General features: G+C 65.7%; 24 protein-coding genes. 13 read left to right on the forward strand and 11 right to left on the reverse strand.

The window, feature by feature from the left end:
- Positions 1-47 precede the first annotated feature (47 nt).
- Positions 48-1,550 (reverse strand): replicative DNA helicase, encoded by a 1,503-nt coding sequence (locus JQ507_13800; GenBank protein ID QRI72469.1) that lies wholly within the window; start codon positions 1,548-1,550, stop codon positions 48-50.
- A gap of 543 nt (positions 1,551-2,093) precedes the next feature.
- Here JQ507_13800 and JQ507_13805 point away from each other — a divergent pair.
- Positions 2,094-2,315 carry a hypothetical protein gene (locus JQ507_13805; protein QRI73328.1) on the forward strand — a complete coding sequence of 74 codons (222 nt, stop codon included), beginning with the start codon at positions 2,094-2,096 and terminating at the stop codon, positions 2,313-2,315.
- 20 nt (positions 2,316-2,335) lie between these two features.
- Here JQ507_13805 and JQ507_13810 read toward each other — a convergent pair whose 3' ends face one another.
- On the reverse strand, positions 2,336-3,589 hold the full coding sequence (locus JQ507_13810) for a class I SAM-dependent methyltransferase (GenBank protein ID QRI72470.1): 1,254 nt from the start codon (positions 3,587-3,589) through the stop codon (positions 2,336-2,338).
- Positions 3,590-3,847: 258 nt separating this feature from the next.
- On the opposite strand from JQ507_13810, the gene JQ507_13815 reads away from it, so the two are divergent.
- The 3 genes from JQ507_13815 to JQ507_13825 all read left to right on the forward strand — a co-directional run bounded on the left by JQ507_13815 (position 3,848) and on the right by JQ507_13825 (position 5,945).
- Positions 3,848-4,780 (forward strand): hypothetical protein, encoded by a 933-nt coding sequence (locus tag JQ507_13815; GenBank protein QRI72471.1) that lies wholly within the window; start codon positions 3,848-3,850, stop codon positions 4,778-4,780.
- A gap of 101 nt (positions 4,781-4,881) precedes the next feature.
- Entirely contained in the window at positions 4,882-5,487 is a 606-nt protein-coding gene (locus JQ507_13820; protein QRI72472.1) for a TetR/AcrR family transcriptional regulator, read from the forward strand.
- Positions 5,484-5,945, forward strand: coding sequence for a PaaI family thioesterase (locus JQ507_13825; GenBank protein QRI72473.1), 462 nt, complete (start codon positions 5,484-5,486; stop codon positions 5,943-5,945). Before JQ507_13820 ends, JQ507_13825 begins: the two co-directional genes overlap by 4 nt.
- A gap of 129 nt (positions 5,946-6,074) precedes the next feature.
- Here the strand turns inward: JQ507_13825 and rplI are convergent, their stop codons facing one another.
- The 4 genes from rplI to rpsF all read right to left on the reverse strand — a co-directional run bounded on the left by rplI (position 6,075) and on the right by rpsF (position 8,537).
- The gene (rplI, locus tag JQ507_13830; GenBank protein ID QRI72474.1) at positions 6,075-6,677 is read right to left on the reverse strand and encodes a 50S ribosomal protein L9; all 603 of its coding nucleotides are present in this window, start codon (positions 6,675-6,677) and stop codon (positions 6,075-6,077) included.
- A 51-nt stretch (positions 6,678-6,728) separates the two neighbouring features.
- Positions 6,729-7,697: a DUF2232 domain-containing protein gene (locus JQ507_13835; GenBank protein ID QRI72475.1), complete on the reverse strand. Its 969-nt coding sequence runs from the start codon at positions 7,695-7,697 to the stop codon at positions 6,729-6,731.
- A 126-nt stretch (positions 7,698-7,823) separates the two neighbouring features.
- Entirely contained in the window at positions 7,824-8,063 is a 240-nt protein-coding gene (locus JQ507_13840; protein ID QRI72476.1) for a 30S ribosomal protein S18, read from the reverse strand.
- Positions 8,064-8,069: 6 nt separating this feature from the next.
- On the reverse strand, positions 8,070-8,537 hold the full coding sequence (rpsF, locus tag JQ507_13845; GenBank protein QRI72477.1) for a 30S ribosomal protein S6: 468 nt from the start codon (positions 8,535-8,537) through the stop codon (positions 8,070-8,072).
- A 350-nt stretch (positions 8,538-8,887) separates the two neighbouring features.
- Here rpsF and JQ507_13850 point away from each other — a divergent pair, with 350 nt between their 5' ends.
- The 9 genes from JQ507_13850 to gmk all read left to right on the forward strand — a co-directional run bounded on the left by JQ507_13850 (position 8,888) and on the right by gmk (position 17,606).
- Positions 8,888-9,604, forward strand: a complete 717-nt coding sequence (locus tag JQ507_13850; protein QRI72478.1) for a TetR family transcriptional regulator — start codon at positions 8,888-8,890, stop codon at positions 9,602-9,604.
- Entirely contained in the window at positions 9,601-10,626 is a 1,026-nt protein-coding gene (locus tag JQ507_13855) for a fatty acid desaturase family protein (GenBank protein ID QRI72479.1), read from the forward strand. Before JQ507_13850 ends, JQ507_13855 begins: the two co-directional genes overlap by 4 nt.
- A gap of 223 nt (positions 10,627-10,849) precedes the next feature.
- Positions 10,850-11,803 carry an ACP S-malonyltransferase gene (gene fabD, locus JQ507_13860; GenBank protein QRI72480.1) on the forward strand — a complete coding sequence of 318 codons (954 nt, stop codon included), beginning with the start codon at positions 10,850-10,852 and terminating at the stop codon, positions 11,801-11,803.
- Between the two features lie 18 nt (positions 11,804-11,821).
- The gene (gene fabG, locus JQ507_13865) at positions 11,822-12,559 is read left to right on the forward strand and encodes a 3-oxoacyl-[acyl-carrier-protein] reductase (GenBank protein ID QRI72481.1); all 738 of its coding nucleotides are present in this window, start codon (positions 11,822-11,824) and stop codon (positions 12,557-12,559) included.
- 289 nt (positions 12,560-12,848) lie between these two features.
- Entirely contained in the window at positions 12,849-13,088 is a 240-nt protein-coding gene (locus tag JQ507_13870; GenBank protein ID QRI72482.1) for an acyl carrier protein, read from the forward strand.
- A gap of 96 nt (positions 13,089-13,184) precedes the next feature.
- Positions 13,185-14,450, forward strand: a complete 1,266-nt coding sequence (gene fabF / locus JQ507_13875) for a beta-ketoacyl-ACP synthase II (protein QRI72483.1) — start codon at positions 13,185-13,187, stop codon at positions 14,448-14,450.
- A 225-nt stretch (positions 14,451-14,675) separates the two neighbouring features.
- The gene (mltG, locus tag JQ507_13880; protein ID QRI72484.1) at positions 14,676-15,935 is read left to right on the forward strand and encodes an endolytic transglycosylase MltG; all 1,260 of its coding nucleotides are present in this window, start codon (positions 14,676-14,678) and stop codon (positions 15,933-15,935) included.
- Between the two features lie 126 nt (positions 15,936-16,061).
- The gene (locus JQ507_13885; protein ID QRI72485.1) at positions 16,062-16,949 is read left to right on the forward strand and encodes a YicC family protein; all 888 of its coding nucleotides are present in this window, start codon (positions 16,062-16,064) and stop codon (positions 16,947-16,949) included.
- 3 nt (positions 16,950-16,952) lie between these two features.
- Complete coding sequence (gmk, locus tag JQ507_13890; GenBank protein QRI72486.1) at positions 16,953-17,606, forward strand: guanylate kinase; 654 nt, start codon at positions 16,953-16,955, stop codon at positions 17,604-17,606.
- Positions 17,607-17,666: 60 nt separating this feature from the next.
- Here the strand turns inward: gmk and JQ507_13895 are convergent, their stop codons facing one another.
- The 5 genes from JQ507_13895 to JQ507_13915 all read right to left on the reverse strand — a co-directional run bounded on the left by JQ507_13895 (position 17,667) and on the right by JQ507_13915 (position 22,949).
- Complete coding sequence (locus tag JQ507_13895) at positions 17,667-18,707, reverse strand: hypothetical protein (GenBank protein ID QRI72487.1); 1,041 nt, start codon at positions 18,705-18,707, stop codon at positions 17,667-17,669.
- A gap of 333 nt (positions 18,708-19,040) precedes the next feature.
- Positions 19,041-20,099, reverse strand: coding sequence for an alcohol dehydrogenase catalytic domain-containing protein (locus tag JQ507_13900; protein QRI72488.1), 1,059 nt, complete (start codon positions 20,097-20,099; stop codon positions 19,041-19,043).
- A 19-nt stretch (positions 20,100-20,118) separates the two neighbouring features.
- Complete coding sequence (rsmA, locus tag JQ507_13905; GenBank protein ID QRI72489.1) at positions 20,119-20,973, reverse strand: 16S rRNA (adenine(1518)-N(6)/adenine(1519)-N(6))-dimethyltransferase RsmA; 855 nt, start codon at positions 20,971-20,973, stop codon at positions 20,119-20,121.
- The gene (gene pdxA, locus JQ507_13910; GenBank protein QRI72490.1) at positions 20,974-21,975 is read right to left on the reverse strand and encodes a 4-hydroxythreonine-4-phosphate dehydrogenase PdxA; all 1,002 of its coding nucleotides are present in this window, start codon (positions 21,973-21,975) and stop codon (positions 20,974-20,976) included.
- A gap of 17 nt (positions 21,976-21,992) precedes the next feature.
- Positions 21,993-22,949, reverse strand: coding sequence for a SurA N-terminal domain-containing protein (locus JQ507_13915; protein ID QRI72491.1), 957 nt, complete (start codon positions 22,947-22,949; stop codon positions 21,993-21,995).
- Position 22,950 lies beyond the last annotated feature (1 nt).

The raw sequence follows: 22,950 nt of genomic DNA on the forward strand, positions 1-22,950 counted from the left end.
GCGCAGTTGTACGCGTCGCGCTTGCGGCGTTCAACCGCGCTGCGGAATCAATGAGAGTGATCCGGAATTTGACCGTCGGGTGCGAGATCGCCGAACCTGGTGACGCTGGCCTCGAAGTGCAGTTCGACGGTGCCGGTCGGGCCGTGGCGCTGCTTGCCGATGATGACTTCGGCCTTGCCATGGGCCAGTTCCAGCTCCATCTGCCATTTTTCGTGCTCGGGGGTGCCGGGGCGCGGCTCCTTGTTGGCGAGGTAGTATTCCTCGCGATACACGAACATCACGACGTCGGCGTCCTGCTCGATCGAGCCGGATTCACGCAGGTCGGAAAGCTGGGGGCGCTTGTCGTCGCGGTTTTCGACCTGTCGCGAGAGCTGCGACAGCGCGATCACGGGTACGTTCAGTTCCTTCGCCAGCGCCTTCAGATTTGTGGTGATCTCGGTGATTTCCTGGACGCGGTTGTCATTGCCCTTCTTGCCCGAGCCCTGCAGCAGCTGGATGTAGTCGATCACGATCAGGTCGAGGCCCTTCTGCCGCTTGAGGCGGCGGGCGCGGGCGGTGAGCTGCGAGATCGAGAGGCCGCCGGTTTCGTCGACATAGAACGGCAGCGACTGCAACTCGATCGAACAGTCACGGATCTTCTCGAAATCGAGTTCGGAAATGCCGCCGCGGCGGATATGGCTCGACGGGATGCCGGTGCGTTCGGCGAGAATACGGGTGGCGAGCTGCTCGCCGCTCATTTCGCAGGAGAAGAAGCCGACACAGCCGCCGTGGATCGCCTTTGTGGTGCCGTCCGGCTGGACCTCGCCCTGATAGGCCTTGGCAATGTTGTAGGCGATGTTGGTGGCGAGCGAGGTCTTGCCCATGCCGGGACGACCGGCGAGCACGATGAGGTCGGACGGTTGCAGGCCGCCCATCCGGGCGTCGAGGTCGCGCAGGCCGGTCGAGATGCCGGACAGCTTGCCGTCGCGCTGGAACGCCTTTGCCGCCATGTCGACGGCAATCGTGAGGGCCTGCGAAAAGCGCTGGAAGCCGCCGTCATAGCGGCCGGTTTCGGCGAGGCTGTAGAGCTGCCGCTCGGCATCCTCGATCTGCGCGCGCGGGGCAAAGTCGACCGGCGCATCGTAGGCGACGTTGACGATCTCCTCGCCGATCTGGATCAGGTTGCGCCGCAGGCTCAGGTCGTAAACGGTACGGCCGTAGTCCTGCGCGTTGATGATGGTGGTTGCTTCGGCAGCGAGACGGGCGAGGTATTGACTGATCGTCATGCCGCCAATGTCGGTATCGGCCGGCAGGAACGTCTTCAGGGTGACGGGGGTCGCGACCTTGCCCATCCGGATCAGGGAGCTCGCGGTCTCGTAGATGGTCTGGTGCAGCGGCTCGAAGAAATGCTTCGGCTCGAGGAAATCCGAGACGCGATAGAACGCGTCGTTGTTGACCAGGATCGCACCCAGGAGGCCCTGTTCCGCTTCGATGTTGTGCGGCGCACTCCGGTAGGCCGGGGACGCGGCATCGGGCGCGAGCTTGTGGACGTTCGAATCAATCAAGGCCATGGACGAGCTTATTCTTCTGATTTCGTCGTTACTGAGATTTTCGGCTGTGGGGCGGCGATCAAGCGCCAGCCCCGCACGAAGCGAAAGGACGGATGTTTCTTATGCACGATTCACACAACGCGAGGTGTGAATCCGCGACGGCCGGGTGCATTCCGCTTGACGCGGTTTTGCCCGCAACCGGGCGAAGCCGGGCCGGTCAACGATGTGATTGGCAAAAATCCGGCGCGGCCTGAACCTTTTTCCGGGCTGCCGCGCCCAACCAGCAGCGAGGTCGGTGCTGGCCTTGCTCAGATGAGGATGAGAAAGGCCAGCGCGATCAAGGCGGCCGCGACGCCCGTTGCGATCAAGGCGTAGTCGGTCACGAGGTCGCGCTGCGGATCCAACATCGTCTGATGCGTTTCTGGGGTCATTCCGGACCACTACGACAGCCCGGAACGGACCTCTGTGAAGCAGATCACATCTGCCGCATTTTCTTTGCGGCGGCTTCGCGGGAACGACCCGGCGGATTCCGGGTTGTCTTCGCCCACGGAAGATACGGCGTCGATGGCTCAAGAGTTTCGGACTGCGCGATCAGGACTTGGCCGGGCGGGCGGCATCGACCGCCGCTGGCTGGCGGCGCTTGTCGACACGATGGAGCAGGCGGCGCGTCCGGAGATCCGGAACGTTCCCTGCGATGTCGGCCTGGTTTCCGCCGCCGCGGCCCATCTGGCGCGTCCAGCCCCAAGCTTTGCCCATTGCGGGTCGGCTTACAGCCTGCGCAACTAGCAGCACCATCTGTCGCGCATTCACTCGCCGGCGAGTTGCAGCCGGGGTTTCGCGGCGCCGGCTTCCTTGAGCCGCAGCCGGCCTTCCTCGCGCCCGATATAATCGCGGGTCATCGGCACGATGCCCTGGCGCTTGGTGAGTTGCAGCTGGAAGTTCATCATGTTCTGGACGCGGAACGACATCTCGGAGGCCGCCAGATAGAACTCCCACATCCGGGCGAAGGCCTCGTCGTAGAGCCGGACAGCCTCCTCGCGCCGCGCCATGAAGCGGTCGCGCCACGCCTTCAGGGTCTCGGCGTAGTGCAGGCGCAGGATCTCCATGTCGCAGATCAGCAATCCGGCCTTCTCGATTGCTGGCATGACTTCGGAGAGCGCCGGGATGTACCCGCCGGGGAAGATGTATTTCCGGATCCAGGGGCTGGTGACGTCGGGACCGGTCGAGCGCCCGATCGAGTGCAGCATCATGATGCCGTCATCGCTCAGCAACTCGGCGCAGCGCTTGAAAAAGGTTTCGTAATAGGCGACGCCGACGTGCTCGAACATGCCGACCGAGACGATGCGGTCGAACGGGCCGGGGATATCGCGGTAGTCCTGCAGCACAAAGCGCGCCGACTGCGTCAGGTTCCGCTCGGCCGCCCGGGCGTTGGAAATCTGCAGCTGCTCGGTCGACAACGTGACGCCAGTGACGTCGGCGCCGCCCATCTCGGCGAGATAGAGCCCAAGACCGCCCCAGCCGGAACCGATGTCGAGGACCCGGTGGCCAGGCTCGAGCAGGAGTTTTGCGGCAAGATGGCGCTTCTTGGCGAGTTGGGCATCGTCCAGGGTCGCGTCCGGCGTCTCGAAATAGGCGCAGCTGTATTGCTTGTCCGCGTCGAGGAAGAGGGAATAGAGGCGGCCATCGAGATCGTAGTGCCGGGCGACATTGCTTCTGGACCGGCCGCGCACATTGATCTGCTGGGCGCGCCGTCCGAGGAAGCGCAGCCAGGCCTGCAGCCTGGCGAAGTTCGGCAACATCGCCGCCTGGCCCATCAGGACAGCCAGCACATCGGCGATGCTGCCTTGCTCCACCACGAACGTGCCGTCCATGAAGGCTTCGCCGAGATAAAGTTCGGGATCGACCAGGACGCGGACTTCGGCCGCCCTGGACATGAAGCGCGCGGCGACCGGAACACCGGTGCCGTCACCACAAGTGAATTGAGCGCCGCTCGCGGTCGTGAACGTGATCGAACCGCGGCGGATGAAGCGCCCCAGGAAATATCGCAACAATCGGTCCATCGAAACACCAACGGAACGGCGAGCTGCACACCGACACCACCGGAGCTGATCACTCCGATGTGTCCCCAAACAAAACATAGGCAAGGAATTGGATCGCGCTATTGCGTTGTGCTCAAAGCCGATATTCCAAAATGTGACAATTGCGTGGATGCGTCACGGGCGCGCTTCCATTCGCGCGATAATCGTCTAAAAGGTGACCGCCGCGGCCGATCCATGAGGCGCAGGCGGCGATTTTTCCGGAATCTGGAGACTTAAGGAATGTTGAGCCGAGCCCTCAGTCTGGCGACGGTCGCGCTTCTGATCGGCCTGTCGGCCGGATTGGCGCGTGCGCAAAACCTCGAGGCCGGCAAGAGCCCCTCCCAGATTTTCGGGAGCACCTGTACGGCCTGCCACAAGAGCCCGCGCGGCCTCTTGAAGACGGTGCCGGCCGGTTCGCTGCCGGGCTTCCTGCGCCAGCACTATACGACGTCGAGCGACATGGCCGGCGTGCTGGCTTCCTATCTGATTTCGAACGGCGCCAACGACCCGCGCTACCAGGCCAAGGATCAGCCCAAGGGCGCCAAGCAGGGCGCGAGGGACGGCCGCCAGGAGGCGAACCAGTCTCCGGAGCAGCCGGCCGAACGTCCGTCTCGCCGGCAGCACCAGGGTGCGGCGCCGCAGGAAGGCGCCAAGGATGGGGCCAAGGACGGATCGAAGCCCGACGCCGACGGTTTGAATCCCGAAGGACGTCCCGCCCACCGCGGCAAGCGCATGGCGCGCCCGAGCGAGACGCCGGAAGGTGCCAAGCCGGACGATGGTCAGATCCCGCAGGCCGCCGGTGAAGCCAAGCCGTCGCGGCAGAAGCACGGCCGTCGCGGCAAGCCGGTCGAGCAACAGGAGACGCCCAAGGGCGAGGCGGCAGGCGATGAGCCCAAGGCCGAGACGAGGCGCGACGACAGGGGCGAGGCCGTGAAGCCGGCGAAGCCTGCCGGCCAGCCCGACACGGCCAAGGTCGATGCGCCGAACAGCAGCAGCGAGCCTTCCGCTGTGCGTTCCGATCCGGTTCCGCAGGTCAGTCCGGCGCCAGCCGCGTCCGAGCCGGCCGCTGCGGCGTCTCCCGCACCAGCGCCCGGCGCGCCGGTGACCGCGACCGCACCGCCACCCCCGACGACGTCAGGCTCCGGTACGCCTGACGCTCCAAGCTCGAAGTAACTGCCGACGCCGGGCCAGTGAGGTCCGGCGTATTCATTTGACTGCCTCTAGAGTAAAACTCTAGAGTAATGATCTAGTCAACGAAATGTCAGGCAGGCGCAGTGAGCACGGCGCGCGAAGATCTGCTGGCGGCGGGATTGGCGGTGTTCGACCGCGACGGCTTCGAAGGCGCGACGGTGGCCGAGATCCGCTCCCGCGCCCGTGCGTCCAACGGCAGCTTCTTCCATTTCTTCGCCTCGAAGAAGGAGCTCGCCGGAACCCTGTTCCTGGAGATCCTGCAGGCCTATCACGCGGCGATCATCACTTCGGTCGACGAGACCCGCGGCGCGGCTGAGGGCGTGGCGCGGCTGATCCACGCCCATCTCGACTGGGTCGTGACCTCCAGGCGCGAGGCGCGCTTCCTGTTCGAGATTTCACGCAGCGAGTGGAGCGCGGAGGTGCGCGGCGCTCAGCGCGCCGAGAATGCGCGGCTTGCCGACGGTATCGAGCGCTGGCGCGCGCCGCTGCTCGCGCGCGGCGAGTTGCTGCCGATGAGCGCGGTGCTGTTCTTCAGCCAGGTGATCGGGCCGGCGCAGATCTTCTGCCGCGCCTATCTGTCGGGCCGCGAGCACGGCGATCCGCGTGAACAGGTCGAAACGCTGATCGCCTGCGCGATCCGCGCGGTGGTGGCGCCGGGGGCGCCGGAGCGAACAGGAGGGACGTCATGAGCGAGACCGATCCGGACTTTACGCCGATCGAAACGCGGATACGCGACAATGTCGGCCGTCAGGGCTTCATGGGCCTTGTCGGCGCTGAAGTGGCCGAACTGTCGCGCGGAACATGCACGCTCGCGGTCGATCGCCGGCCCGAATTGTTGCAGCAGCACGGCCTGTTTCACGGCGGGGTGACGGCGTTCCTGGTCGACAACGCCACCACGATTGCGGCGGCGACGTCGCGCGGCCAGCCTGCGCTGACGGCCGAGTACAAACTCAACCTGCTGTCGCCGGCGTCGGGTGATCGGCTGATCTGCCGGGCGCGGGTGATCAAGCCGGGCCGTCAGGTCGCCGTCGTGGCCGCCGATGTGTTTTGCATCATCGACGGCAAGGAGAAGCACACCGCGACCGCGCTGGCGTCGATCGCGATGCTCGACGATCAGGCCGCGGCACGAATCCAAAGCCCGGCCTGATGGGGCCGGGCTTCGTAGCGTTTTCGAGCGAAGTGGATACCGGTTCGCGTGAAGAAAGCGCGTCAAAACCAGAATCGAAAGCATCGGTTCTGAACCGATGCTCTCGTCGGTCGGACGATCGCGAGAAGCTTACTTCTCTTCGGCGGCCGGAGCCGGCGCGGCTTCGTCGTCGTGCTGGGCTTCCGGATCGAAGAACTCGCCTGCGGCGGCGAGCGCCTCGGCGGCCGCGTCCTGGTCTTCCTGGCGGGTCGAGATGTCCTCGCCGCGCTTGATCCGCTCGGCCTCTTCGGCGGAACGGGCGACCGTCACGGTGACGCTGGTCTCGACCTCGGGGTGAACCGCGATCGTCACCTTCTGCTGGCCGATCACCTTGATCGGCGAGTCGAGCCAGACCTGCGGACGGGCAACGGTCACGCCGTCGGCGGCGAGCGCGGTGACGATGTCGCGCACCGTGACCGAGCCGAACAGCTGGCCGGATTCGGAGGCCTGGCGGATGATGACGACGTCGCGGCCGTCGATCTTCTCGGCGACCACGGCGGCTTCGCCCTTGGCCTTGATGTTGTTGGCCTCGAGCTCGGCCTTCATGCCGTCATACTTGGCGCGGTTCGCCTCGGTGGCGCGCAGCGCCTTGCCGCGCTTGAGCAGGAAATTGCGGGCGAACCCGTCCTTGACGCGCACGACTTCGCCCATCTGGCCAAGCTTGGCAACGCGTTCCAGCAGAATGACTTCCATTTTCGTTCTCCTTTAGAGGCTAAGTATCGGTTTGAGTGGTTGGATCGAATGTCAGGCCGCGGGCAGAGGCGGCGGTCGTGTTTGCAGATAGCGCTGGCGCAGTCCGAATACGGCGTCGGCAATGCCAAGCGCGAAGATGGCGACGATCGGCCAGCCGAACATGACGACGACGGCGTAGATGCCGCCGAGCCAGAAGCCGCGGCTGTTGAGCGACAGGGTCAGCGTGTGGAGGACCGCAAAGCCGACCAGGGCATAACCGATCACGAGCGCTGCGGTGACGATCTGGGCGAGCAGCGCAAGCATGCCGCCGACGAAGCTGAGCGCCGCCGCCACCAGCAGCGCGACCAGCGTCATGGAGGGAAGCGCGGTGCTGCGCAATTCCGGCCAGGGTCGGTTGAGCCGCCCGGAGGTCTGCGTGATCTTGCCGGCCAGCCATAGGTTCAGTGTCAGCGTGACCATCGAGAGGATCGTCGCGGCCAGCGGCGCGAGGATCACCAGCATGTCGACCAGCCGTTCAATCTCGACGCTGCCTTGGCCGTCGCCGGCGCTGAGCACCTTCAGCAGGCCGCGTCGCAAAGCTGCGGTGATGGTGTCGGTGTCCGCGCCGAGCGTGAGCAGCGTTGCCGTGGTGGTGATCACCGCAAAGGCCGCGATCCAGAGCAGGATCCTGCCGACGGGATACCATTCGAGCGCAGGCGGCTGCTGGGTGGCGCCATCGCCGGCTGCGCCCTCGATCGGCCGTCCGAGCAGGGCGAGGTGGCCGAGCCACCAGCCGGGAACGGCCACCATCATGGCAAACGCGATGCTGTAGGGAAGCCCGAAGATCGCCCCGAGCACGGATGCCGCACCGACGCCACCAATCGCGGCGGCGAGGGGGCCCCAGCCGAACGCCGCCACCATGATCGGCAGCGGGGAGAGATAGAACAGCAATATCGAGATCAGCGCGCCCGAACTGATCGAGGCGAACATCAGCGCCGACGCGGCGCCGGCTGCAAGTGCAACAATGAGGATCGCGATCATCAGCTGTCCCGCCCCCTTTGAGCGGTTAGGGGTCCTCAATCGAGAACCCCAACCATCGGCGACCGGACGACCCGGAAGCCTTATGAGAATGAGCGGCCGGCGGGGTATCCCGCCGGCCGGAAACGCTTAGCGAATGACGTAGGGCAGCAGGCCGAGGAAGCGCGCGCGCTTGATGGCGCGGGCGAGCTCACGCTGCTTCTTGGCGGACACGGCCGTGATGCGGCTCGGCACGATCTTGCCGCGCTCGGAGACGTAACGCATCAGCAGCTTGGAATCCTTGTAGTCGATCTTCGGCGCATTCGCGCCCGTGAACGGGCAGGACTTGCGACGACGGAAAAACGGACGGCGGGCACCAGCATCAGCCATGATTCATTACTCCTCGGTCGCAGCTTCTTCGTCGCGCGGACGGCGCGGACCACGGTCGCCACGGAAGCCACCTTCGCGATCGCCACGGAAGCCACCGCCTTCGCGGTCGCCACGGAAGCCACCGCCACGATCGTCGCGCTCGCGATCACGGTCGGCCTTGCGCATCATCGCGGACGGGCCTTCCTCGTGCTCTTCGACGCGCACGGTGAGGTAGCGGATGACGTCTTCGTTGATCCGCTCCTGGCGCTCGATCTCGGTGACGACAGCCGACGGAGCGTCGATGTTCATCAGCACGAAATGCGCCTTGCGGTTCTTGTTCATGCGGTAGGTGAGGGAGCGCACGCCCCAGCTCTCGGTCTTGGTGACCTTGCCGCCGCCCTGTTCGACGATACCCGTCATCTGGGCCGTCAGTTCATCCACCTGCTGGGTGCTCGCATCCTGACGCGCGAGAAAAACATGCTCATAAAGAGGCATGGTTGTCCTTTCCTGTGTTGGCGCGGGTTTCCGGCGACAAGCCCTTCGAGACCTTCGGAAAGGACTCGAGCTGCTCAGAAGGCGGGAGCACGGGACGACGGGCCGACTGGCCCTGCCACATCAAAATCAGCGGGTGAGTTTGCTGAGACCGTCCGTTCAGCTCCCGGCCGGAGCCCACGAATGGCGCGCTTTATACGGATTTTGGCCGCGAAGGCAAGGGTCCAGGCAGGTCTGGACCCCGGGGATTTGCAAGGCGGCGTAGCCTGTCAGCGCTATCAACGCAAGTTCCGGCCGTTTTCGGTTGTTTTCTTTGTTTGTATGTCATACAAATATCTCAGGGAGGACACCAGATGGGTTCGGAGACCGCCGGCGGCATGTCTGCGCCCGATCCGAAGCACGCGGTGCGCGCGACGCGGTCGGCGGGGCGCAAGATGCGCTCGCTGCTGCTTGATGCCGCAAGCCGCCTGTTCAAGGAGCGTGGGCTCTCCGGCACCTCGATCTCCGACATCGCGGCCGCTGCGGACGCCTTTCCGAGCCAGATCACCTATTACTTCCGCACCAAGGAAGCGCTGTTCGTCGAAGCCGCCAGCCGCGACATGCTTTATCTCGCGCGCGCGACCGAGCAGGCTGCCCTGAAGGCCCACACGCCGCGCGAATACAGCCATGCTTTGGCCGAGACCGTGACCGCGACCGACACGGTCGCCTTCTTCGCCGAGGCCCTGACCCTGACGCGGCGCCGGCAGGATCTCGCGCCATTGGTCGAACGCACCATCGAGCGTCTGCACAGCGAAGGCGCGCGCGCCTATGCCGGCCAGGTCGAGCGGCACGGCTGGCGCTCGCTGCGCGCGCCCGAAGAGAGCTCGCGGCGGTTCTGGGCGATCGCGATCGGCGTGATCGTCGAAGGTTTTGCGATGGGCCGCGGCGCCGAGGAGATGTGCCGCGAATTGCTGCGCGCGCTCGGCGAGCAGGCCACCGCGACAACGGCGTCGGCCAATGATGGATCGCGCCTGCGCCTGGTCGGCGACCGCGATATTTCACCCTCAACGGACGGGGAGACAAGCTCATGACCACGCTGCGCATGCGTGCCCGCGATTTCCTCACCGAAGACGAACTGGTGGCGGTGCGCGAGCGCACGACGTGGAAGGGCGTGGCCCTGATCGTGCACGCCTGGGCGCTGATCCTGGGCGCGATCGCGCTGGTGGCGTGGTGGCCCAATCCGCTGACCTACCTGCTGGCGGTTGCGATCATCGGCTCGCGCCAGCTCGGCCTTGCCATCCTGATGCATGACGGTGCGCATGGCTGTCTGTCGGCCGACGAGAAGACCAATCTGGCGCTGAGCCAGTGGTTCTGTGCCTACCCGATCTTCGCCGAAACCCGCGGCTATCGCCGCTATCATCTGCAACATCATGCCCGCACGCAGCAGGAGGACGATCCGGATCTCGTGCTGTCGGCGCCGTTCCCGATCACGAGGCTGAGCTACCGCCGGAAATTCCTCCGCGACATCACCGGGCAGACCGGCTACCAGCAGCGCAAGGCGCAACTGCTCAATGCGATCGGGCCGAAGGAGTGGTCGCTGTCGCGGCGTGCCGCCAATTTCTGGCAGAAGCTCGGGCCGCAATGCGTCACCAATGCGCTGCTGTTCGCGGGCCTCGCCGCCGCCGGCGTGTGGTGGGCCTATCCGCTGCTGTGGCTGGTGCCCTTGCTGACCTGGATGATGGTGATTACGCGGATCCGCAACATTGCTGAGCACGCCGTCGTGCCCGACAGCGCCGATCCGCTGCGCAACACCCGCACCACGCGGGCCAACGTCCTCGAGCGGCTGTTCATCGCGCCGTACTACGTGAACTATCACCTCGAGCATCATCTGCTGTTCTACGTGCCGTGCTACAACCTGCCGCGCGTCCACCGTATCCTCTGCGGAAGCCGTTATGCCGAGCGGATGGAGGTGCAGCCGGGCTACGCCGCCGTGCTGCGGCTGGCGACGGCCAGGCCCGCCCACGAGGACCGCCCGGGGCAATTGGTCAACAGCGCCCGCCGGGCGCAGGCCGGCGCCAGGGTTAACGCCGACCAGAATGCCGGTGGATTCTAGGGCCGAACCGGTTCGGCATCCCCAGGGGTTCCGCCCGCGCGGCTTGACATCGCGCCCCCCAACGGTGTCTTACGGCCCGGTCTGAGGCCGTTTGCACGACTTGGTGCAGGCGATTGGCCCGGACCCGCTGTGGCGCGTTTGGCGCAACGCGGATACCGTTTTCCCCTGCGGCAGGCGCGAAGCGCTTGCGCGGAGATCACGCTCAACAAGGTAGGGATCGCCGATGACGGCAGCATTTACGTTTCCCGGGCAGGGCTCGCAGGCGGTTGGCATGGGCAAGGCGCTGGCCGACGCCTTTCCGGCCGCGAAGGCGGTGTTCGACGAGGTCGATGCCGCACTGGGCGAGAAGCTGACCGCGATCATCTGGGATGGTCCGGCGGAGACGCTGCAGCTCACCGAGAATGCCCAGCCGGCCCTGATGGCGGTCTCGATCGCCACTTTGCGCGTGCTGGAGAGCGAGGCCGGCTTCTCGGTCGGCCGCAATGCGGCTTTCGTGGCCGGGCACTCGCTCGGCGAATATTCGGCGTTGGCCGCCGCGGGCAGCCTGACCGTCAGCGACACCGCGCGGCTGCTGCGCACCCGCGGGCTTGCGATGCAGAAGGCGGTGCCGGTCGGCGCCGGTGCGATGGCCGCGCTGCTCGGCCTCGATTACGAGGCGGCGGTGGCGGTCGCCAATGAGGCGGCGCAGGGCCAGGTCTGCCAGGCGGCCAATGACAATGGCGGCGGACAGGTGGTGGTCTCCGGCGACAAGGCCGCGGTCGATCGCGCCGTCGAGATCGCCAAGACCAAGGGCGCCAAGCGCGCCATGCTGCTGCCGGTGTCCGCCCCGTTTCACTGCAAGCTGATGCAGCCGGCGGCCGATGCGATGGCAGAGGCGTTGTCCGGCGTCACCATCAAGGCGCCGGCGGCGCCGCTGGTCTCCAACGTGCTCGCTTCCGCCATCACCGATCCCGACGAGATCCGCCGCCGCCTGATCGAACAGGTCACCGGCACCGTTCGCTGGCGCGAGTCGGTTGCCTATATGGCCGGGCAGGGCGTGATGCGGTTCTTCGAGATCGGCGCCGGCAAGGTGCTGAGCGGCCTCGTCAAACGCATTGCGGACGGCGCGGTCGGCGTGTCCGTCGGCGGTCCGAACGATATTGCTGCGGCCAAGGATGCGCTGGCAGCGTCGGCTTGAAGCCGGGAGGGGAATTCGATGTTTGATCTGACTGGCAAGACCGCGCTCGTGACGGGCGCAACCGGCGGCATCGGCGGCGCGATCGCGCAGGCGCTGCATGCGCAGGGCGCGACGGTGGCGATCTCGGGGACCCGGCGCGAGGTGCTGGACGGCTTCGCCGCCAGGCTCGGCGAGCGCGTTCACGTGCTGCCGTGCAATCTCTCCAGCAAGGAGGATGTCGAGGCGCTGGTGCCGGCGGCGGAAGCTGCGATGGGCCAGGTCGACATTCTGATCGCGAACGCCGGCATCACCCGCGACAATCTGTTCGTGCAGCTGCGCGACGAGGATTGGGACGACGTGATCGCGGTCAACCTGACCGCGACGTTCCGCCTGGCGCGCGCGGCGACCAAGTTGATGATGCGCAAGCGCTTCGGCCGCATCATCGCGATCACCTCGATCGTCGGCGTCACTGGCAATCCGGGGCAGGGCAATTACACCGCGTCGAAGGCCGGCATCATCGGGCTGATCAAGACGCTGGGCGCCGAATACGCCAAGCGCGGCGTGACCGCCAACTGCATCGCGCCGGGCTTCATCAAGACGCCGATGACCGACGCGCTGAACGACAAGCAGCGTGAAGCCATCCTGGCGAAGGTTCCGGCGGCGCGGCTCGGAACGCCCGAGGATATCGCTGCGGCAGCGGTCTATCTGGCCTCGAACGAGGCCGCCTACGTCACCGGACAGACGATTCACGTCAACGGCGGGATGGCGATGATTTGAGCTATTTGCCGGTTCTCGCAATGCGGCGAAAGGCCGTTTTCGGGAGCCGGTTCAGGCGTGTAGTCAAGGCTTTGGAAGTATGGTAGCTGAACCCCCCGTGGATGGGCGAAGAACGCCATTGCAGGATTTTGAAACCCTGTATATTGGCGTGGCGACGCCTGCCGTTCGCCGGGGCTTTAGTCGGCTACGACCGGGCCGAATCAAGACTATGCGCGATTGAGTAATCGAGACGACCACGATGGCTCGTATCGTCTTGGGGTCGGGTCCAATGGAACAACGAGGTTGAACGATGAGTGAGATTGGCGAGCGGGTTAAGAAGATTGTGGTCGAGCACCTTGGTGTCGAACCCGAGAAGGTGGTCGATAGCGCGAGCTTCATCGATGACCTCGGCGCCGACAGCCTCGACACGGTCGAGCTCGTGATGGCCTTCGAAGAAGAATTCGGTTGCGAGATTCCGGACGACGCGGCGGAGACGATTCTGACCGTCGGCGACGCGACCAAGTTTCTTGAGAAGAACGCGAAGAGCTGACGCCGATCGCGAAGTTGACGGGGCCGGACGGACCGCGATCGAGCGGTCCCCCGGCTTCTTACTATTAGCCGCGCATTGTTGGCCGGAGACGTGGAAATGAGACGGGTTGTCGTCACGGGGCTGGGCATGCTTACACCGCTCGGCTGCGGCGTTGACGCAACCTGGGCGCGCATTCTCGCCGGCGACAGCGGCGGCAAGAAGATCGACACCTTCGAGGTGTCGGACCTGCCGAGCCAGGTCGCCTGCTACATTCCGCGCGGCGACGGCTCCAATGGCACCTTCAATCCCGATCAGTGGATGGAGCCGAAGGACCAGCGCAAGGTCGACGATTTCATCCTCTATGCGATGTGTGCGGCCAAGCAGGCGCTCGACGACGCCGACTGGCATCCGAAGTCGGACGAGGACCAGTTCGCCACCGGCACCATGATCGGTTCCGGCATCGGCGGTCTCACCGGCATCGCCGACACCGCCGTGCTGCTGAAGGAGCGTGGACCGCGCAGGGTTTCTCCGTTCTTCATTCCGGGCCGCCTGATCAATCTGGCGTCCGGTTACGTCTCGATCGAGCACGGCCTGAAGGGCCCCAATCATTCGGTCGTCACGGCGTGCTCGACCGGCGCGCATGCGGTCGGCGACGCGGCGCGGCTGATCGCGCTCGGCGATGCCGACGTGATGGTCGCGGGCGGCGCCGAATCGCCGATCTCCCGCATCGGCATTGCCGGCTTCTGCGCGGCGCGCGCGCTGTCCACCGGCTTCAACGACACTCCGGAAAAGGCATCGCGGCCCTACGACAAGGATCGCGACGGCTTCGTGATGGGCGAGGGCGCCGGCGTTCTCGTGCTCGAGGAGTATGAGCACGCCAAGCGGCGTGGTGCGAAGATCTACGCCGAGGTCACCGGCTACGGCCTGTCGGGCGACGCCTTCCATATCACCTCGCCGCCGCCGGACGGCAATGGCGGCTTCCGCAGCATGAGCATGGCGCTGAAGCGCGCCGGCCTTGCGGCGTCCGATCTCGACTACATCAACGCGCACGGCACCTCGACGCTGGTCGGCGACGAGATCGAGCTCGGTGCCGTCGAGCGCCTGCTCGGCAATGCAGCCTCGAAGGTCTCGATGTCGTCGACCAAGTCCGCGACCGGACATCTGCTCGGCGCCGCCGGTGCGATCGAGGCGATCTTCGCGATCCTGGCGATTCGCGATAACGTCGTGCCGCCGACCATCAATCTCGACAACCCGTCGGTGCAAACCGCGATCGATCTCGTGCCGCACACGTCGCGCAAGCGTGACGTAAACGTGGCGCTGTCCAATTCCTTCGGTTTCGGCGGCACCAACGCCTCCGTGATCGTGCAACGCGTGATCAATTAGTAGGTCTTTGGAGCGTTTTCGAGCGAAGCGGGGACCGGTTCGCGTGAAGAAAACGCGTCAGAATAAGAATCCAAAGTCGCGTTCCGATGCGATCGGAACGTGACTTTAGAACTAGTCCACCGTTTTGCCGTATTCCGCGGTGACTCCTAATAGCGGGCGTATGCTATTGGCAGGGCAGGGGTTTGTCCGGCCACGATTCAACCGGCAGGATATTGGTTTGCATCGATGAGTGAGAGGCCGCCCATTTCACCGAGGAGTCCACGTGCCGCGCTGGAGCCCGAACAGGTTCCGCCGCCGCCCAAGCGCTCGGATCGCGCCCGCAATCCATTCGTGATCGTCGGCAATGCCATCTTCACCATCCTGATCATCCTGATGATCGGCGCCGGCGCGACTTACTATTACGGCAAGCAGACGCTGGAAGCGCCGGGGCCGCTGCAGGAAGATAAGATCGTCAACATCCCCGCGCGCGCCGGCAAGCGCGACATCGCCGACGTGCTGTCGCGTGAGGGCGTGATCAACGTCAATCCGTGGATCTTCATCGGCAGCGTGTTTGCGCTGAAGGCGAGTTCCGACCTGAAACCCGGCGAATACTCGTTCCAGAAGAACGCCAGCCTGCGCGACGTCATCGCCACCATCGTCGACGGCAAGGTGGTGCAGCACGCGATCACGATTCCGGAGGGGCTGACCTCCGAGCAGATCGTGTCGCGGCTCTCCGACAATGACATCTTCACCGGCTCGGTGCGCGAGATTCCGCGCGAGGGCACGCTGCTGCCGGAGACCTATAAATTCCCGCGCGGCACTACGCGCGACCAGGTGATCCAGCGCCTCCAGCAGGCGCAGAAGCGCGTGCTTGCCGAGATCTGGGAACGCCGCAACACCGATACGCCGCTGAAGTCGCCGGACCAGCTGGTGACGCTGGCCTCGATCGTCGAGAAGGAAACCGGCCGCGCCGACGAGCGCAGCCGCGTCGCCGCCGTGTTCGTCAACCGCCTGCGGCAGCGGATGAAGCTGCAATCCGATCCGACCATCATCTATGGGCTGGTGGGCGGCAAGGGAACGCTGGGGCGTCCGATCAAGCGCAGCGAGATCACGCAGCCGTCGCCCTACAACACCTATGTGATCGACGGCCTGCCGCCCGGACCGATCGCCAATCCCGGCCGCGCCTCGCTGGAGGCGACCGCCAATCCGGCGCGCACGCGCGACCTGTTCTTCGTTGCCGACGGAACCGGCGGCCACGCCTTCACCGAAACCTACGACCAGCACGCCAAGAATGTCGCCAAGCTGCGCGCGTCGGAAAAGCAGATCCAGAACGACACCGTCGAGCCCGTGGACGATCCGGCGCCTGCCGCCGCGGCACCCGGGACGGCGGACACCAATCCGACGGCGACCACGCCGCCGAAGCCCACCAATCAGAAGAAGCCGCCGCGCAGCGGTCGCCAGGGCGCAGCCCAGCAGACCATCTCGCCGCCCGTCGTGCAGCGCTAGCTTCTCGTTTCCCGGAGGTGGACGTAATTCCACTTTCACGGAATCCGTTTTAAGATCGCATCGGCCCCTCACGAGTCCCGCAGGCTCGGGGTGAGCCTCAAATCATTCTGTTGGAGAGTTCACGCGATGGCGCTGTCGAGCATGACTGGCTTTGCCCGGAGCCATGGCGCGAGCGGTCCCTATACGTTCGAGTGGGAGCTGAAATCGGTCAACGCCAAGGGCTTTGACTTGCGGTTGCGGCTGCCGCCCGGCTGGGACGAACTGGAAGCCCTGGCCAAGAAGCGCGCCGGCGAGCTGCTGTCGCGTGGCACGGTCTACGCCAATCTCACCGTCAAGCGCAGCGATGCGGCGCAGACCATCCGCATCAACGAGGACGTGCTCGCGGCCGTCGTGAAGGTCGCGGGTGAACTCGCGCAGCGGATCGACGCGGTGGCCCCGAGCATCGACGGGCTGCTCGGCATCAAGGGCGTCATCGAGGTGGTCGAGCCCGAGAGCAACGAGGACGAGGACAAGGCGGCACGCGAGGCCGCCGCGAAGGCCTTCGAGCAGGCGCTGACGAGCCTCGTCGAGATGCGCCGCCGCGAGGGCGATGCGCTCGGCCAGATCCTGATGCAGCGGATGGACGAGATCGAGCGGCTCGCCAAGCGCGCCGAGACGGCGCCCGGCCGCAAGCCCGAGGCGATCAAGGCGCGGCTCGCCGAGCAGATCGCCGCGCTGCTGGAGACTTCCGATCGCTTCGATGCAGACCGGCTCAGCCAGGAGGCGATCCTGATCGCCACCAAGGCCGATATCCGCGAGGAGCTCGATCGCATCGCTTCCCACATCGGCCAGGCGCGCGAGATGATCGGCAAGGGCGGCCCGGTCGGGCGGCGGCTCGACTTCCTCGCCCAGGAGTTCAATCGCGAGGTCAACACCTGCTGCTCGAAATCGAACGATGTCGAGTTGACCAACACCGGGCTCGAGATGAAGAACGTGGTCGAGCAGTTCCGCGAACAGGTCCAGAATCTGGAGTGAATGATGACGGCGCAGGGTTTTGACGGCGTCGAGCGGCGCGGACTGATGTTCGTCCTGTCGTCGCCCTCGGGCGCCGGCAAGACGACGCTGTCGCGCATGCTGCTCGAGCGCGAGCCGGGCCTGAAAATGTCGGTGTCGGCGACGACGCGTCCGAAGCGGCCGGGCGAAGTCGAAGCCCGTGACTATTTCTTTGTCGACAAAAAGAAGTTCGAGACCATGGTCGAGCAGGGTGAGCTGCTCGAATGGGCGACGGTGTTCGACAATCTCTACGGCACGCCGCGTGCGCCGGTCGAGGCGGCGCTATCGGTGGGACAGGACGTTCTGTTCGACATCGATTGGCAGGGCACGCAGCAGTTGCACCAGAAGGCCAGCGTCGACGTGGTGCGGGTCTTCATCCTGCCGCCGTCGGCCGCCGATCTGGAGAAGCGGCTACATACGCGGGCGCAGGATTCGGAAGAGGTCATCCGCGGACGGATGAACCGCGCCAGCCACGAACTCAGCCACTGGGCGGAATACGACTACATCGTCGTCAACCAGAACGTCGACGACGCCTTTGCCGAGGTGCAGTCGATCCTGAAGGCTGAGCGGCTGAAGCGCGAGCGCCGCACCGGCCTCACCGAATTCGTGCGCGGCTTGCAGCGTCAGCTGGAGAAGTAGTCCCGGAGTCATGATGCGATCCGCCGAGCGCATCATGACTTCTGCGTTTCTGAGCGCCGTTTAATTCGCCGCGCTGCGCGCCAGCCGCTGCAACATCGCCGCGATCTGCTTGTTGTCCTGCTCCGTTTGATCAGGCTCACGCGGCATCTCGCGGCGAGCGACAGGTGTCTCGGCGCGGCGAGGAACCGGTGTCTCTGATCGGCGCGGCGCTGCCTCCGACAGGCGCAGCGGGCGGTCGCGGCTGACGACCGCCATCGGCGGCGCCGGCTCGGTGTGCAGCGAATCCCAGGGCGCCTGCCACTCGTCCTTGATCTCGTAGGGCGGCGTCCGCGTGCGCGTCAGGCGGAACACCAGCGCGCTGACGAGGCCAGCCAGTGCGAGCGCGCCGACCATCACGATCAGCAGCATCTGCGTCGAGGACGATGTCTTGTCCGTGCCCGCCTCGGCCGCGGCAGGGGCGGCTGGTGCCGGTGCGGCGGCTTGCTGCGGTGTCGTGTCCGCCTGCGCGACCGCGGTCGGCTGGTCTGCGGCATGCCGAGTTCCGTTGGTTCCGGCCATGCTCGATGCGTCCAGCCACCTGGCGTTCACGTCCGACGGCTGGGCGTTGGCGCCGGCGGGCGCGGCAGACCCCACCGGATTTGTCGTGGCCGCGCCGGCCTGACCGGCATCGGGGCTTGCGACGACGGGCGCCGCGGCGGGTTGCGGCGATGGCCACTCGGCATGGGCATTGGCAACCGATTTGCGCATCGCCGGCTGCGGCGCCGGCGCCGGCTGGCTCTGCGGCAGCGCTGCGTCGGCTGTCGCGGTGTCGGGCGCGGCTGCGGGCTGCTGCTGCGCCGCGGTGGTCTTGGCGACGACCTTGTTCCTGGCGTCACCGAGGTACCAGCACTTCTTCTGGGTGCTGCGGTCGAGGTGGTAGAACCAGTGGCTTCCCGCTGGCGCGATTCCCTTCGGCGCGGACTGACAGGCGTCGGCCGTCTTGGTATTCGCCGTATCGGTTGCCGCCGGAGCGGCGGCGTTCTGGGCTACGGCGCCGAAGTTGGCACCAGCCAGCAGGCTGACGGCAAGCGCCGCAGCGAATTTCGCTGAACGATTTGACATACGCGTCCCCGGTATTCTTTTTTACGCAAACGCTGGTGACGCCAATCTCGGTAAAGAGTTGGGTGGCAATGCGCCGCAAATCCGGAACGGGTAGGGCTTAATTGAGGCTCGCGGCGTGCCGCAATTGCGGCGAGCCGGTGGCAGGAGCGCGCGCTTGATGATTGCGCCGTCCACGGTCGGGTTCCGCGGGACGATCATTGCGTTGGGGCTTTTAAAACGTTACGTCCCGGCGGCGATGGCAACGCCGGCGGGACGTCTTGTCTGTACATGATCTTCGTGGAAGCGCTGCGTGTCGGTCGTGGGCAAACCGCGGCCCACGTTCCCCGATCATGCCTAGTTCTTCAGTACGATGCGTCCCACGACTTTTCCGGCGCGCAACTCGTCGATCCATTTCTGGACGTCGGCCATCGGCTCTTCCTTCATCGGCGTCGGCTTGATCTTGCCGGCGCGGGCGAGTGCCATCAGCTCCTGGCCTTCGGCCAGCGTCCCGACCATGAAGCCCTCGATGGTCATGCGCTTGTAGACCCACTGCACCATCGGCAGCGAGAAGTTGCCGCCCATCAGTCCGGACACCACGATCTTGCCGCCGCGTGCCACCGTCGACACCGCAAACGCCATCGACTTCTCGTTGCCGGCAAAGTCGACGACGCCGTCGAAGCCGCCGTCGCTCTCCTTCAGCATGCGCTTGACGACGTCGGGCTCTGCGGGATCGTAGGCGGCGGCCGCGCCGTTCTTCAGCGCGGTCTCACGCGCCGCGGGGCTGAGATCGGCAACCGTGATCGGCTGCTTGAACATCGCCTGCGCGAACGACAGGCCCATCATGCCGACGCCGCCGAGGCCGATCAGCAGCAGGTTGCGCTGGCGCGGACGATCCACCAGGCGCTTCAGCGCGCCATAGGCGGTGACGCCGGAGCACATCAGCGTGGCGGCCTGGTTGACCGGCAGCGGATCGTAGTCGAGCAGGTACTTTGCGTCGGGCACCAGCACGTGGGTCGCAAAGCCGCCGTCGATGGAGACGCCGAGGAAGCGCTGCTTGACGCAGAGATTCTCGTCGCCGGCGAGACAGTCGCGGCACTGGCCGCAGCCGATCCAGGGGAAGACCGCCTTATTGGTCCCGACCAGATCCTTCGCCGCATCGGGGCCGACCTCGTCGACAACGCCTGCGATCTCATGGCCGAGCGTGAAGGGCAGCGTCATGCCGCGGGTGGTGTCGAGCTTCTTGCCCCCGCCGAGATCGGCGTAGCCGTCCTGGATGTGGAGATCGGAATGGCACAGGCCGCAGCGCTCGATACGCACGAGCACTTCGCGTCCCTGCGGCTTCGGCGTGTCCACGATGGTTTCGCACAGCGGTGCATCGAACTTGACGAGGGATTGGCGAACCATACGCGCCATTACGTTTTCTCCTGTTGTTCTATTTTGTGGACCGTATATCGGCCAATTCACGTGCCATGGCAACAAAGCCTGTGACCGGAATGGTCTCGGCGCGCCGCGTCGCGTCGATACCGGCTGCGGCCGCAAGCCGCGCCGGATCGACCGACAGCGATTTCAGGCTCTGGCGCAGCATCTTGCGGCGCTGGCCGAAGGCGGCGGCCGCAACCTGTTCGAGCATGCGGCGGTCGCACGGCTCGGGCGCAGCGCGCGGGATCAGGCGGACCACCGAGGACGTGACTTTCGGTTGCGGCACGAAGGCCGCGGGCGAAATGTCGAACAGGATCTTGGTCTCGGCGCGCCAGTTGGCGAGCACCGCGAGCCGGCCATACGCCTCCTCGTCCTCGTGGGCTGTGATGCGCTCGGCGACCTCGCGCTGAAACATCAGCACCATGGTGTCGTACCAGGGCGGCCATGGCTCGATCGACAGCCAGTCGACCAGAAGCTGGGTTGCGATGTTGTAGGGCAGGTTGGCGACGATCTTGGCCTTGCCGCCGTCAAGCAGGGGACGAGGATCGAAATGCTGCGCATCGCCATGCACGATCTCGATGCGGCCGGGGTAGCGCTTGACGATATAGCCCAGTGCGTCGATCGCACGCTCGTCGCGCTCGACCGCGATCACGCGCCTGGCGCCCATCGCAAGCAACGCGCGCGTCAGTCCGCCGGGGCCGGGCCCGACCTCGATCACGGTGCAGTCTTCCAGCGGGCCCGCGGCGCGGGCGATCCGCGCGGTGAGATTGAGATCGAGCAGGAAATTCTGGCCGAGCGATTTGCGCGCCGACAGCGAGTGCTCGCGGATGATGTCGCGCAACGGCGGCAGATCGTCGATCGCGCTCACTCAGCTTGACGCCGCGGCCATCCGCGCGGCGAGCCGCAGCGCGGCGATCAGGCTCGAGGGATTGGCCTTGCCGGTGCCGGCGATGTCGAATGCAGTGCCGTGATCGGGCGACGTCCGGACGAACGGCAGGCCCAGCGTGACGTTGACGGCGTCCTCGAACGCGACGGTCTTGATCGGGATCAGCGCCTGGTCGTGATACATGCAGAGCGCGCAGTCATAGGTTTTTCGCGCCGCGGCGTGGAACATGGTGTCGGCCGGCAGCGGGCCACGGGCGGCGATGCCTTCGCGGCGCAGGATCTCGACCGCGGGCGCAACGATCTCGACATCTTCCATGCCGAGCGTGCCGTCTTCACCGGCATGCGGGTTGAGGCCGGCGACGGCGAGCCGCGGCGAGGCGAGGCCAAACCGCGCCTTCAGGTCCGCAACCACGATCCGCGCGGTCGACACGATCAGGTCGGTCGACAATTGCGCCAGCGCCTCGCGGACCGACACATGGATCGTCACCGGCACGACGGCGAGCGCCGGCGACCACAGCATCATCACCGGCTGCGGCGCGGCTCCGCCGCGGGCGGCGAGCTCGGCGAGGAATTCGGTGTGGCCGGGATGACGGAAGCCGGCGCGGTACAGCACGTTCTTGGCGATCGGATTGGTGACGACGGCGCTGGCCTTGCCGGCGGTGACGTCGGCGACGGCCTGACGGATCGACGCCAGCGCGGCATCTGCGCTGCTCCCGTCTGGCTTGCCCGGTCGTGCCGTCGCCGCGTTGCCGGTCGGAACGACGGGCAGGGCCCGTTCAAATGCCGCGGAGGCCTCTTCGGCGCTGACCTCGGCCAGCTCCACGGCAAGCCCGAGCGTCTTGGCGCGCTCGGCCAGGGATGCGAGGTCCCCAAGCAGATAGAACGGCGGCAGATCGAGTTCGCGGCGGCGCAACCATGCGGCGAGCGTGATGTCGGGGCCGATGCCTGCGGGCTCGCCGGATGTCAGTGCAAGAGGTTGAGCCATGCGTCAACGATAGTCGATCACCGCCCGCCTGGATATTCGATCATCGCGGCTTTTCGCACTTCCTGCAGGTAGGCCTTCGACTTCGCCTCGTACTTCTGCACGTACATCTTGTCCCGCATTTCACGCTTCTTCGGCGTGTCCACCGTGGTTGCCTTCCGACCACAAAGGGCGACCATCTCGATGCCCTGCTTGGTGAGTTCGGGCGGGGTAAGGTGGCCGACCGGGGTCTTGTCCAGGATGTCGCGCAGCGACTGCGGCAGGTCCGCCGACGTCTTCACGACGATCTCGCGGATCGCTGCGTTGCGCATCGACTTGAAGAAGGTGTTGGCTTCCTCGCAACTGGTCACGCGCTCGCGCAGGGAGTCCGCTTCCTTGCGGCGAGCCTCGAACTCGGATTGCGGCGAGCCGCGGGGCACGATCAGCACGACCGGCTGCATCCTGTATTCGAAAGCTTCGGCGTCGGGGGCCTCGCCGGTCCCCTTGACCGCGGTGTCGACATCCTTTTCTCCGACCTGAAGGCTCTCCTTGAAACGGCCGCGGACCAGGCTGGTCCAGACCATGTCGGCCCGGATGCGCTGCTTCAGCGTATCGGGCCTGATGCCCTTGCTCTCCAGCACCTTGGTCAGCTGATCGTTGTTCAGTCGCATCCGCTGCGCCATGCCGCCATAGGACTGTTCGATGTCGTTGGCAGTGGGATCGACGCCGAATTTCTTAGCTTCCTTGATCTTCAGCTTCTCGTCGATCAGCTCGTCGAGGATGGCCTTTCGATCGGGGGACTTGCCGCCGGTCAGTGCGTTCAGCTTCGCGCGCTGCTCGATGTCGAAATTGGTGATGGGTTCGCCATTGACCATCACGGCGATGGTCTGGGCATGCAGGCGCGCGCCGCCCCCCAGCAGGAGGAAAAGAGCCAGCAAGAAACTCAACAGGAGCGAGTGGCGGCGCGTCGGCGGGCTAGCGGTCGTTGGTGTGGTCATG

This window comes from Bradyrhizobium sp. PSBB068, from assembly GCA_016839165.1.
Taxonomy (GTDB): domain Bacteria; phylum Pseudomonadota; class Alphaproteobacteria; order Rhizobiales; family Xanthobacteraceae; genus Bradyrhizobium.